The sequence below is a fragment of the Rhizobium sp. 01N447_2 genome (genome assembly GCF_056399245.1).
Genome location: NZ_JBFTQY010000001.1, coordinates 236,685 through 248,446, shown reverse-complemented (window position 1 = coordinate 248,446; position 11,762 = coordinate 236,685). Strand labels below are relative to the sequence as shown.

Here is an 11,762-nt window from a genome sequence, read left to right as displayed (position 1 = left end):
TCTCCCAGCCGGCGTTACTGCAGCGGCTTTTCGTATGTCGTGTCGATGGTGATGTGGCCGGTGAGCGCTGCGATCCGCTTGACCAGTTCCGAGACGCCCTGAAGAGAGAGCAGCGCGAAACCGGCGACAAGGATCAGCTTGACGGGCCAGCGGATCAGCCCGCCGGCATTGCCCGATATTTCCCCCTGATGGTAAGAGAGCGTGAAGAAGGGCCAGCACAGCCAGGTCAGATAGACGCATGCGGGAAGCAGGAAGAGGATGAGGCCGACGATGTCGATCCAGATCTTCGCCCTGTCGGAAACGGAACCATAGATCAGGTCGACGCGGACATGTTCGTTGTTGCGCAGCGCATGCGAGGCACCGAGCATGACGACGAAGGCGAAGAGATACCACTGGATCTCAAGCCAGCCGTTCGAACTGTAGTTGAAGGCATAGCGGACGATGGCGTTTCCGGCGCTGATCATACAGCAGAACAGCACCATATATTCGGCAAGTTTACCCATGAACTGACTGATCGAGTCGATCAGCCGGCTTGCTGCCAGAAGTACCGACATTCGCCTCCCCTTGTTCTTATCCCGCCGGTTTCCGGCAGCTTTCCCTCTTGCAATCGATGTAGACCACGGCCTTTGAAATTGGAAGGATAAATGCCTCGGGTTGGAGTATAGTCTTAGATGCACCGGCCCGGCTGTAGGGCCGTCGAATATTTCAACAACCCAGGCGTGGATAAATTATTTCAATAATCTCGCCGGCAGGCTGTATTAACGCGCGTAGGCTGTGCGGTTCACCCTGTGGTTTTAGAAAATTTGACCAAATGTTTGATTCCATTGAAATCAATTTTTAAAGGGTTGGGCTTAGAATTCCCGCGCACAGGGAAAGTGTGGATGAAGCCAGATAACCCGAACAGGGTCCCTTTAGATGTGTATCTGTCGTTTGTGAGCTCCCTTTCCGGGAACCGCATGACGTTGCTTGCTGGCGTGATCGTGCATGTCGCGACCTGCCTTGCCGTTGCTGCCAAGACGCAGTCCTTCGTCTACATCCTGCTGGCAGCCGCCTTCCTCCTGGTCTTCTGCGTTCGCATGGTCGTCTTCCGGCAGTTCGACCGCGTCGACAAGGAGAGCCTGTCGCACGCTGGAATCGAGCGTTGGGAGCGGATCCTGGTTGCCGGTGCGGCCTGCACTACCGCCCTGCTTGGCATCGCCAGCGGCTACGCCATCTTCGTCGTGCATGATTCCTTTGCGGAACTTGCCTGCATTGCCGTCACCATGGCGACCATGGTTTCCGTTGTCGGCCGCAATTACGGTTCGCGCCTGGCGGTCGACCTCCAGACCTTCTCCTGCTGTCTGCCGATGATCGTCTGCAGCCTGTTGGCGCTGGATTTTTATCGTGGCCTGCTGTCGATCTTCCTCATTCCCTTCTGGCTGACGACGCGGGCCATGGCGAACGGCGTCCGCGAGTTCCTCTATGAGAATGTCATCGCGCGCCGGGAAATCACCATCATCGCCGACCGCTTCGATACGGCGCTCAACAACATGCCGCATGGCTTGGTCATGGTCGATGCCGAAAACCGTATCCAGGTCGTCAATCGCAAAGCCTGCGAGCTTCTGAAGATCGGTGCGCCGGAGCGGTTGAAGGACCGCGACCTCGGCGCCGTGCTGCGCTACGGCGCGCGCTACAGCTTCATGGACGCCTCGCAGCCGGAGCTCATCCTGCGCCAGCTCACCCAGGTCGCCGAAGGTAACCTGTCGCGCACGCTCATTCATTTCCCCGAGGGCCTGTCGCTCGAATTCTCCGCCAGCCGAAGGGCCGACGGCGGCGCGGTGCTGATCTTCGAGGACGTGTCGAGCCGGGTGAAGGCAGAGCAGAAGATCATGCACATGGTCCGCTTCGATGCGTTGACCGGCCTGCCGAACCGAGAATATTTCGGGCAGCTGGTGCAGGAGTATCTCGCCAAGCATCAGAGGAAGTCCGGGCCGCTCGGCTTCATGGTCCTCGATATCGACGAGTTCAAACATGTCAACGACATGCGCGGCCACGTCACGGGCGACCATCTGCTCTGCGCCATCGCCGCCCGCATCAAGCAGGCCTCTGGCAATGCCATCCTCGGCCGGTTGATGGGAGACCAGTTCATCCTGTTCTTCCCGCATGCCAAGGAGCCGGCTTCGCTCGATATCGAGATCCGCCGCGTGCACGCCGCAATCCAGGGCAATTACGCGGTCGACGAACTGACCTTCCTCGTTTCGCTCAGCGCCGGCTACGCGATCCTCGAAAGTGCCGCGTTTGCGATGGACGAATGGAGCGTTAAGGCGGACCTAGCGCTGTTCGAAAGCAAGTCGCGCTTCAAGGGCGGCATTTCCGGCTTCGAGCGGGAGATGGATGGCCGCTATATCGAGCAGCAGAAGCTGAAGGCGGATCTGCGCGACGCGGTCTCGGCGCAGGCGCTGCATCTCGCCTTCCAGCCGATGTTCCGGGCAGACGGCTCGCGGATCGAATGCGCCGAGGCGTTGGCGCGCTGGGTGCATCCGGAGAAGGGCTCGATCCCGCCCGACGTCTTCATCCGGCTCGCCGAGGATATGGGGATCATCTCCGACATTACCCGGTTCGTCCTGTTCAAGGCGTGCAGCGAATGCATGAACTGGCCGGAGCATATCGCTGTCTCGGTCAACCTCTCGGCGCGGGACCTGCGCGATGCCGATATTGTCTCGGTGGTCGCCGAAGCGCTTGCTCATTCCGGCCTCGACGCGGCGCGGCTACATCTCGAAGTCACCGAAAGCTGCCTGATCGACGAGCCGGCGGCCGTGCGCGCCATCCTGGCGGAGCTCAGGGCCCGCGGCATCACCATCGCTATCGACGATTTCGGTACCGGCTTCTCCAGCCTCAGCTATCTCGACACGCTGCCGCTCGATATCGTCAAGATCGATCGCTCCTTCGTGCGCAACATCGTCGAGGATAACCGCCGCCTCAAGCTGCTGCGCGGCACGGTCCATCTCGCCCGCGAACTGGGCCTGAAGATCGTCATCGAAGGCGTCGAAACCGAGGAGCAGCTCGCGCTGCTCAACAAGCACCGCAGCGCCGATCTTGTTCAGGGCTATGTTTTCTCGCCGCCGGTGCCTTCGCAGAATATCCCGCTGTTGCAGCAGGGCATCGGCCGCCGCGTCGTGCAACGCCGCCGCAACAAGGTCGCCTGAGCGCTCTGCGACGGCCAGTTTTCCCCTGAAGAGCGCGCGCCGCGTTAACCTTAACACTTTAAAAACAACGGAAATTATCGGATTTCCTTGCCTAAATTTCGCTGGCGTATGATTAATGATCCGTTAACGAGCGGATCGAGAAATGTCAGAGACACTGTTCAAGCGTAGTGATTTCAGCACAAAAATTTTGGAAGTTTTGGATCATGTCGAGTATCGCCGCGTCGAAAGCAGCGAAGACATGGAGCAGGTGGAACGGTTGCGCTACAAGGCTTACAAGGCCCATGACGTGCTGGCGCTCGCCCCGAAAGGGCTGCTGGACGACAGCGATTTCGACAGCCACGCCTATATTTTCGGTCTGTATTATTATGGGGAACTGGTCAGTACGATCCGGGTTCATTATGTGACACCCGAACATCGCCTCAGTCAGTCCGGTGGCGCCTTCCCCGAGGCGATGGATGAACTTCTGGATGCCGGGTTGACCTTGATCGATCCGGCACGTTTTGCCGCCGACCCCGAGCTTACCGCCGATCTGCCGTGGGTGCCCTATCTGACGCTGAGGCCCACCATCGTGGCGGCGGCGTATTTCCGTGCGGACCGCGTTCTTCAGTTCGTTCGGCCTCCGCATGCGGCCTTCTACAAGCGGGTCTTCTATGCCGATACAGTTGTGCCGGGCCGGCTGGCGAAGAATTACGGGATCGACATGACGCTGATGGCGACGAATGTGATCGAGGTCGGGCGGAAGCTGTTGACGCGCTATCCCTTCTTCATCTCCAGCGCCAGCGAGCAACGCATGATGTTTTCGCGTAATCCCAACGACACCTTGCCGCCGCTGACCATCATTCCGACGGCGCGTTTCGTGCCGCAAGGCGAACTCGGCACCGACCTGCCGCTATAATTTGTCCTTGTCCCCGAGGGGGAGGTGAAGGGCAGCTGACGTGGCGACGGAGGCAGGCGAATCGGCCGTCCTTCAGGCCACGTTCCGGGCCGCTGACATGGCAGTTGCGGCGTGTGCCTGCGGCATTCTCATGGATTGCGCTTTCGCCTGTCATTGTGTAATCCCTGCACGTAGGGATTTCCCTCGCCTAGAGGGAAATTAGGCAGCGCAGAGGCATTTCAGGGAGACGATATTTATGGCCGAACATCATACCGGACCGGTCGAGACCGGCGCGCCGATGGATTACAAAGAACATGAAAAGACCTACGACATGTTCATCGCCAGCGCGAAATACGGCTCGATGCTTCTCATCGTCCTCCTGCTTGCGATGACCGCCGGTTTCTTCGGCGGCGCCGGTCTTCTCGGCGGCCTCTTCGTCTTCATCATCCTTCTCGCCGCCGGCATCTTCCTGTTCCGCTGATCGCGTAGATTCAGAGGGTCAGAGCGTCCTTTGTGCGTCCGAAAGGACACACGGCGCTCTGAGGGGAGGAGAGCTTCTCCGAAGCTTTGTGAATGAGGTGCTTGGCCCGCGCAGGTGAGCCTGCGGCGGTCCGGCTGACCCGGAGGAGGGGGCAGTTGGGCAATATCGTTTTCGTTGCAAGGGAAATTGCGGGCGAGGAGACACGTGTCGCTGCCTCCGCCGAGACCGTGAAGAAGATGAAGAATTTCGGCTTCGACGTCGTCGTCGAAGCCGGTGCCGGTGCGGCTTCGCGCATTCCAGACGGGGAGTTCGAGGCCGCGGGCGCCAGGATCGGCAGTTTTGCGGATGCAGCCTCCGCGGATGTGGTGTTGAAGGTGCGCCGGCCCAGCGGATCGGAAATCTCCGGCTATAAAAGCGGCGCCGTGATCATCGCCATTATGGATCCCTACGGCAATGACGAAGCGATTGCGGCTTTGGCAAGTGCCGGGCTTTCGGCTTTCGCGATGGAACTGATGCCGCGCATTACCCGCGCCCAGTCTATGGATGTGCTGTCGTCCCAGGCCAATCTCGCCGGTTACCAAGCCGTCATCGAGGCGGCCGCGGTTTATGACCGCGCCATGCCGATGATGATGACGGCGGCCGGCACCGTGCCGGCCGCCAAGGTCTTCGTCATGGGCGCCGGCGTCGCGGGTCTTCAGGCGATCGCGACCGCGCGCCGCCTCGGCGCGGCGGTCTCGGCCACCGATGTTCGCCCCGCCGCCAAGGAGCAGGTCGCCTCACTCGGCGCCAAGTTCATCGCCGTCGAAGACGACGAGTTCAAGGCGGCGGAAACGGCCGGCGGCTATGCCAAGGAAATGTCCGCCGACTATCAGGCGAAACAGGCGGCTCTGATTGCCGAACACATCGCCAAGCAGGATATTGTCATCACCACCGCGCTGATCCCCGGTCGTGCGGCACCGCGGCTCGTTTCGCGCGCCATGCTCGCCTCGATGAAATCAGGTGCGGTCGCCATCGACCTCGCGGTCGAGCGTGGCGGCAATATCGAGGGCGTCGTCCCCGGCGAGATCGCCGATGTCGAAGGCGTCAGGGTGATCGGTTTCGCCAACATGCCGGGCCGGGTTGCTGCCAGCGCCTCGGCGCTCTACGCCAAGAACCTCGTGACCTTCCTCGAGACAATGGTCAACAAGGAAACCCGGAGCGTCGTCGTCAATCTTGACGACGAGCTCGTCAAGGCGACGATGCTGACCTATGCCGGCGACGTGGTTCATCCCGCCTTCGGCGGCGCGAAGAAGGGAGACATCTGATGGCCAGTGAAGCAATGGACAGGGCGCTGGAGCAGCTCGACCAGGCGGTGACCGCCGTCATCACGGCGGCGGCCCAGGCGCCGGAAGCGGCAAGCGCTGCGACCGGCGGGGCGATCGATCCTTTCGTCTTCCAGCTCGCCATCTTCGTATTGTCGATCTTCGTCGGCTATTACGTCGTGTGGTCGGTGACGCCGGCACTGCATACGCCGCTGATGGCCGTCACCAATGCGATCTCCTCCGTCATCGTCGTCGGCGCGCTTCTGGCGGTGGGCATCTCGACCAGCGGGCTTGCGACCGGTTTCGGATTCGTCGCCCTCGTGCTCGTCTCGGTGAACATCGTCGGCGGTTTCCTCGTCACGCAGCGGATGCTTTCGATGTACCGCAAGAAGGACCGGTGAGGGACCGATGACCAATATCGCAGCCTTCCTCTACCTCGTCTCCGGCGTGCTCTTTATCCTGGCGCTGCGCGGCCTGTCGCATCCAGCCACCAGCCGCAAGGGCAATCTCTACGGCATGATCGGCATGGGGATCGCGATCCTGACGACGCTGGTGCTGGCGACCCCGAATTTCGGCGGCTTCGTGCTGATCGTCCTTGGCCTTGCCATCGGCGGCAGCGTCGGTGCCTATGTCGCCCGCACCATCCCCATGACCTCGATGCCGCAGCTCGTCGCCGGTTTCCATTCGCTGGTTGGCCTTGCCGCGGTGCTGGTCGCGGCCTCCGCGCTCTATACGCCTGCCTCCTTCGGCATCGGCGAGATCGGCCAGATCCACACCGAAGCGCGTATCGAGATGGCGCTCGGCGTCGCGATCGGAGCACTGACCTTTACCGGTTCGATCATCGCCTTCCTGAAGCTCGACGGACGCATGTCCGGCAAGCCGATCCTGCTGCCTTACCGGCATGTGATCAATGCGAGCCTGCTGGTGCTGATCGTGCTCTTCATCATCGGGCTTGCCGCCACCGAAAGCCATTTCGACTTCTGGGCTGTTGTGGCCTTGTCGCTGGCGCTCGGCGTTCTGCTGATCGTGCCGATCGGCGGGGCCGATATGCCCGTCGTCGTCTCGATGCTGAACTCCTATTCGGGATGGGCTGCGGCCGGCATCGGCTTCACGCTCGGCAATCTGGCGCTGATCATCACCGGCGCGCTCGTCGGTTCCTCCGGCGCGATCCTCTCCTACATCATGTGCAAGGGCATGAACCGTTCCTTCGTCTCCGTCATCCTCGGCGGTTTCGGCGGTGAGACGGCGTCCGGCGGACCCGACACATCAGACAAGACCGTCAAGCTCGGCTCGGCCGAGGATGCGGCTTATCTGATGGCCAACGCATCGAAGGTCATCATCGTGCCGGGATACGGCATGGCCGTCGCCCAGGCCCAGCATGCGCTGCGCGAACTTGCCGACACTCTGAAGAAGAACGGCGTCGAGGTGAAATATGCGATCCACCCGGTCGCAGGCCGGATGCCCGGCCACATGAACGTGTTGCTCGCCGAAGCGAATGTTCCCTATGACGAGGTTTTCGAGCTCGAGGATATCAACTCGGAATTCGCCCAGGCCGATGTCGCCTATGTCATCGGCGCCAATGACGTCACCAATCCGGCGGCGCGCGACGACAAGACTTCGCCGATCTACGGCATGCCGATCCTCGACGTCGACCGGGCAAAGACCTGCCTCTTCGTCAAGCGCTCGCTCGGTTCGGGTTATGCCGGCATCGACAATACGCTGTTCTACAAGGACGGTACGATGATGCTGCTCGGTGATGCGAAGAAGATGACCGAGGATATCAACAAGGCGATCGCGCACTGATCGACGCAGATACAGCCGCCCTTCGAGCGGCTGCTTCTTCATGCGGCAGGCCACTGCTGTCTGCCTTGGCTGGCCGGGCGCTTTCGTCAGGTCTCGCCCGGCACGAGTGTCATCTTTTCGACGCCGATCGCCAGGTTCAGGCCTTCCTGAGCCTGGACGTTCAACGGCTGCAGCATGAAGGCCTTGTCGGTGCCGCCGGCGATGACCTTGGCGCCGGCGCCTGCACCGATGCTCGCATCGGCGCCGATCCCGTAATATTCGCCGGCAAGGGCGAATTGCGGGATATCCGTGCCGGTCTTTGCCAGCACCTGCCAGATCATGACGCTCTTGCCGGTCTGGCCGATATCGAGGCCGAATTTCTCGATTTTGCCGGCATAGACTGCCTTTGCGCCGCCAGCCGCCGGCGTATAGGTGCAGATAAGGTTCTTCTGCGAGGTGACGATCAGACCCTGACCGCCATCCGATCCGCAGACCAGACGGCCAAGCGTGACATAGTTTTCCGCGCCCGCCGGGCTCGCCCAGGCAGTGGCCGTCAGCGCTGCGGCTGCGATCATCGTTTGCTTGAACATGGTCTTTCTCCTTTGGAACGACCTGTCCGAAACGGGTGGAGGTAGCGATTGTTCCCGGGGCTTAGTCCCGCTCCAACGTCGCGCGCTGCGCCGTCAGCACCCATAACAGGCCTTCGGGCCGGAAATCGATCTCGACCGTGCCGCGAAAGGCGGAGGCGGCATGGGCTTTGATAACGGTCGTGCCGAAGCCCGAGCGCGATGGCTGCTCGGTGACTGGTGGGCCGCCGCGCTCCTCCCAGGTGAAGCGAAGCAGGGCATCCGGCTTGTCTTCTTCGCTGACGTCGCGCCACTCGAAGCGGACACGGCCTTGCGGTACGGAAAGCGCACCGTATTTCACCGAATTGGTGGCGAGTTCATGCAAGGCGAGGCCGAGATTCTGCACGGCATCCGGCTTCAGCACGAAGTCTTTGCCGCTGATGTCGATCTGCTCGCGCGATTGCGGGAAGGCCTGCAGATGGATGTCGACGACCCGCCGCAGCGACACGCCTCCCCATTGCTCGCTGGTCAGCAGCTCGATTGAACGCACCAACCCCTCGAGGCGGTCGGAGACGGCGGCGCGGAAGGACTCGACGCTGTCGGACTGCTTGGCGAGCTGGCGCATCATTGCCTGGGCAAGCGTCAGGAGATTCTTGGTGCGGTGGACGAGCTCGTGCATGACGAAACGCAGCCGGTCCTCGGTCTGGCTACGATCGAAAGAGGCATTCGAAAGGGCAATCGCCACCTGGTTCGCCTCGATGACGCTGGTTTCGACCGGTGAGACGATATGGCCTTCGCCCATGCGGTTCGCCATGTCGGCGATATCGCGGATGGTGGTGCGCACCTGCCGTGCGACGGCATAGGCGGCCAGCACGGCGACGAGCACCAGTGCCACGCCGCCGATGATGAGGAAACGCCAGGTGCTGAGGATCGAAGCCTGGGCGATCGGTCCCCAGATCACCGTCTTCCACGACCAACCGGGAATTTGGGCATAACCGAGGAGCATGTGCGGCAGGATCTTCTCGTCTTGGAAGACGCCGCGGGACACGGTGAGCGCCGGTAGAATGCGTGGGTCGAAGGGCGTGCCGGGTTCGAGATTGGCAGGGCCGGTCGCTGCAACGACGTGGCCGCTCTCGTCGATGACGGCGGCCCACCAGCCGGGCGCAAGGCCTTCGGTGGTCACGAGCTTGCCCAGATCCTTGGCGTCCTGCGTGATGATGAGGGCCGCGACCGGATCATTCTTCCGTGGCAGGGTGACGTTATAGACCCATTCGCCGCTGGTCCGGCCGCGAAAGACGTCTGATGCCTCGATGCGACCGGAAGCCATGACCGCTTCGAGGGATGTCATGTTCGCCGTCTTGCCGAGCGGCGTGCCGAACGCCCGGCGCGTGTTCAGCAGCTGCTGGCCGGTGCGGTCGACGGCAATGACGAAAAGCGTGTTGTCTCTAAGGGCCGTTTCCGTGCGCTCGTGGAAGGAGGCGAGATTGCCGTTTTCAAGCTCGGGCGAACTCGAAAGGAGCCGCAGGGTCGTCGCCATGTCCTGAAGCTGGCGGTCGATGATGCGTGAAAGGGCAAGCGCATCCTGGGCCGTCTCGCGCTTCAGCGTCGAACGCTGGTTGTCCTCCAGCTGCAGCAGAAGCAGCGCCACGAATGCGAAGATCGGCAATGCGATCGCCACCGCCATGGCGACGAGGTAGGTTCCGATCGAGGCTTTCGGAAAGAACAGCGCGACGATCTTCATCTGTCGCAATTCAAAATGTTGCAATGTCCTTTGCGCGTCTGAAAAGACGCGCGGCGCTGTGATGCGCGTGGCCCGCAACGTTTTTCGCTTGCGGCCAGGACAGCAAAGATCCACATCTCTCGCAAACCGCCCCCAACACGTGTTCAAACGTCCGATAGCGGGCTATCGAAGCAGGTCCATGTTAGGGGGAGCAAGAGCAGGTTGCAACATACTATGACAGGCCATCGACGACGACGGACGCTTTTCGGCGTCGTGTCTTAATGGCGATGCGGCCGCCCTTGCGCCACGTCGCGTCCACCGCCTGGCGTGGCACGATATCACCTCGATGATATCCAGAGCCGGAAGATTCGTTTGAATCATCAGGGCCTTTGCCGGTGTCCGATGGGTGGTGCGACCGGCAAGTGGTGGTTGCGGGCCGCCCGATGCTCCGGGCCGCCCAATTATGTCTTTAGCCGGCTGGGGCCACGCCGACGCGGGCAAGGCCGTCGCGAGCCGGCTGGTATTTGGGGTCGAGGCCGATCGCGTGGCGATAGGAGCGGGCGGCCTTTGCCTTGTCGCCGCGGCGTTCGTAGACGAGCGCCTGGTTGGCCCAGGATTCGGCGATGTTGCCGTTGAGCTCGATCGCATGGTTGAAATCGGCAAAGGCGTTGTCGTCGTCGTTCAACGCGATATAGGAAATGCCGCGGCCATTATAGGGCTCGGGCGAATTCGGCGCGAGCGAGATCGCTTTCGAGAAATCGTCGATCGCCTTATCCTGCTGATTACGCTTCTGATAGATCAGGCCACGATTGTGATAGGCGCGGCCATCGGTGGTGCCGAGCTGGATCGCCTTGCCGAAATCGTTGAAGGCCTGGTCGTCCTGGCCGGCCATGCGATAGACATTGCCGCGGCCGATATAGGCGACGTCGTAGCTCGGATTGATCTGCAGAGCGGCATTGTAGTCGGCAATCGCCTGGGCCTGCTGGCCCATATTGCGATAGACGAGGGCGCGGTTGGCGTAAGCCTGGAAAAACCGCGGATTGATCTGCAGCGCCGTGTTGAAATCGTTCAGCGCCGGGCGGAACTGGCCGGCGCGGCCATAGGCGGAACCACGGACGTTGTAACCTTCCGGATCCCGCGGATTGGCGTTGATAACCGCCGTCAGGGAAGCGATATTCTCTTCCGAACCCTGCGCCTTATCGATGCGGATCACGGCATCCGAGGTATTGGTCGTGTCGCAGCCGGCGAGGCCGAACATTGCCGCCAGCGCCAAAGCGGTCAGGAACGCCGTTTTCTGCAAGCGCAAAGCGCGGGACGGATTGAAGGTGTTGACAGCCATTCGGGCTCGCTTTCCCCATGCGGCATACCCGGTGCGCGGATATGCGATCTTCAGCGGCAAACTAAAAAAGCGGCGGCGAACCCATCGCCCCCGCCACAATGCATCTGAAAACGTCGAAAAAACGACGGAAACGCTCAGCGTGCGACCACACCTTCGCGCTGGGCGCGCTTGCGGGCCAGCTTGCGAACGCGACGAACAGCCTCGGCCTTTTCGCGAGCGCGCTTCTGCGACGGCTTCTCGTAGTAGTCGCGCATCTTCATTTCGCGGAAAATGCCTTCGCGCTGCATCTTCTTCTTGAGAGCGCGGAGAGCCTGATCAACATTGTTATCGCGGACAAGTACCTGCACGAGAATCACGTTCCTTTGGTTGGTTGATGCCGGAGGCGGCGCAGCGGCCAGAGGCAAAACAATAACGTTCGCGCGGCCGCAGCCTTGCGATTGGTGATGCGGGATAGCAGATTGGGCACGGGAAGTCCAGATGGATATGGGAGGCGCACGGAAAAATCATTCTTGCC

General features: G+C 61.4%; 11 protein-coding genes. 6 read left to right on the top strand and 5 right to left on the bottom strand.

Annotated features, from left to right (window positions below; all coding sequences use genetic code 11):
• Positions 1–14 precede the first annotated feature (14 nt).
• Positions 15–554, bottom strand: a complete 540-nt coding sequence (locus AC1ECN_RS01135) for a TRAP transporter small permease subunit (RefSeq protein WP_018497531.1) — start codon at positions 552–554, stop codon at positions 15–17.
• Positions 555–881: 327 nt separating this feature from the next.
• On the opposite strand from AC1ECN_RS01135, the gene AC1ECN_RS01130 reads away from it, so the two are divergent.
• From AC1ECN_RS01130 to AC1ECN_RS01105, 6 genes are all read left to right on the top strand, one after another.
• The gene (locus tag AC1ECN_RS01130) at positions 882–3,185 is read left to right on the top strand and encodes a putative bifunctional diguanylate cyclase/phosphodiesterase (RefSeq protein ID WP_018497532.1); all 2,304 of its coding nucleotides are present in this window, start codon (positions 882–884) and stop codon (positions 3,183–3,185) included.
• A 142-nt stretch (positions 3,186–3,327) separates the two neighbouring features.
• Complete coding sequence (locus AC1ECN_RS01125) at positions 3,328–4,080, top strand: N-acyl amino acid synthase FeeM domain-containing protein (RefSeq protein ID WP_003542957.1); 753 nt, start codon at positions 3,328–3,330, stop codon at positions 4,078–4,080.
• A gap of 235 nt (positions 4,081–4,315) precedes the next feature.
• Positions 4,316–4,540: an aa3-type cytochrome c oxidase subunit IV gene (locus tag AC1ECN_RS01120; protein ID WP_003552834.1), complete on the top strand. Its 225-nt coding sequence runs from the start codon at positions 4,316–4,318 to the stop codon at positions 4,538–4,540.
• Between the two features lie 155 nt (positions 4,541–4,695).
• Positions 4,696–5,844, top strand: a complete 1,149-nt coding sequence (locus tag AC1ECN_RS01115) for a Re/Si-specific NAD(P)(+) transhydrogenase subunit alpha (RefSeq protein WP_024322305.1) — start codon at positions 4,696–4,698, stop codon at positions 5,842–5,844.
• On the top strand, positions 5,844–6,242 hold the full coding sequence (locus AC1ECN_RS01110; protein WP_130662247.1) for a proton-translocating transhydrogenase family protein: 399 nt from the start codon (positions 5,844–5,846) through the stop codon (positions 6,240–6,242). Before AC1ECN_RS01115 ends, AC1ECN_RS01110 begins: the two co-directional genes overlap by 1 nt.
• Positions 6,243–6,249: 7 nt before the next feature.
• A complete protein-coding gene (locus tag AC1ECN_RS01105; RefSeq protein ID WP_130673107.1) occupies positions 6,250–7,644 on the top strand; it encodes an NAD(P)(+) transhydrogenase (Re/Si-specific) subunit beta in 1,395 nt (464 codons plus the stop codon).
• Positions 7,645–7,730: 86 nt separating this feature from the next.
• Here the strand turns inward: AC1ECN_RS01105 and AC1ECN_RS01100 are convergent, their stop codons facing one another.
• The 4 genes from AC1ECN_RS01100 to rpsU all read right to left on the bottom strand — a co-directional run bounded on the left by AC1ECN_RS01100 (position 7,731) and on the right by rpsU (position 11,595).
• Positions 7,731–8,213 carry a DUF992 domain-containing protein gene (locus tag AC1ECN_RS01100; RefSeq protein WP_018072768.1) on the bottom strand — a complete coding sequence of 161 codons (483 nt, stop codon included), beginning with the start codon at positions 8,211–8,213 and terminating at the stop codon, positions 7,731–7,733.
• Positions 8,214–8,274: 61 nt separating this feature from the next.
• Positions 8,275–9,930, bottom strand: a complete 1,656-nt coding sequence (locus AC1ECN_RS01095) for an HWE histidine kinase domain-containing protein (RefSeq protein WP_477951913.1) — start codon at positions 9,928–9,930, stop codon at positions 8,275–8,277.
• Between the two features lie 448 nt (positions 9,931–10,378).
• Positions 10,379–11,248: a tetratricopeptide repeat protein gene (locus AC1ECN_RS01090; RefSeq protein WP_024322307.1), complete on the bottom strand. Its 870-nt coding sequence runs from the start codon at positions 11,246–11,248 to the stop codon at positions 10,379–10,381.
• A 134-nt stretch (positions 11,249–11,382) separates the two neighbouring features.
• Positions 11,383–11,595, bottom strand: a complete 213-nt coding sequence (gene rpsU, locus AC1ECN_RS01085; RefSeq protein WP_018072771.1) for a 30S ribosomal protein S21 — start codon at positions 11,593–11,595, stop codon at positions 11,383–11,385.
• Positions 11,596–11,762: the final 167 nt, after the last annotated feature.

Coding starts and splice junctions, on each gene's coding strand:
- AC1ECN_RS01110 (WP_130662247.1), top strand. CDS start 5,844: ATGGCCAGTGAAGCAATGGACAGGGCGCTGGAGCAGCTCGACCAGGCG.
- AC1ECN_RS01125 (WP_003542957.1), top strand. CDS start 3,328: ATGTCAGAGACACTGTTCAAGCGTAGTGATTTCAGCACAAAAATTTTG.
- AC1ECN_RS01120 (WP_003552834.1), top strand. CDS start 4,316: ATGGCCGAACATCATACCGGACCGGTCGAGACCGGCGCGCCGATGGAT.
- AC1ECN_RS01095 (WP_477951913.1), bottom strand. CDS start 9,930: ATGAAGATCGTCGCGCTGTTCTTTCCGAAAGCCTCGATCGGAACCTAC.
- AC1ECN_RS01130 (WP_018497532.1), top strand. CDS start 882: ATGAAGCCAGATAACCCGAACAGGGTCCCTTTAGATGTGTATCTGTCG.
- AC1ECN_RS01135 (WP_018497531.1), bottom strand. CDS start 554: ATGTCGGTACTTCTGGCAGCAAGCCGGCTGATCGACTCGATCAGTCAG.
- AC1ECN_RS01090 (WP_024322307.1), bottom strand. CDS start 11,248: ATGGCTGTCAACACCTTCAATCCGTCCCGCGCTTTGCGCTTGCAGAAA.
- AC1ECN_RS01100 (WP_018072768.1), bottom strand. CDS start 8,213: ATGTTCAAGCAAACGATGATCGCAGCCGCAGCGCTGACGGCCACTGCC.
- AC1ECN_RS01105 (WP_130673107.1), top strand. CDS start 6,250: ATGACCAATATCGCAGCCTTCCTCTACCTCGTCTCCGGCGTGCTCTTT.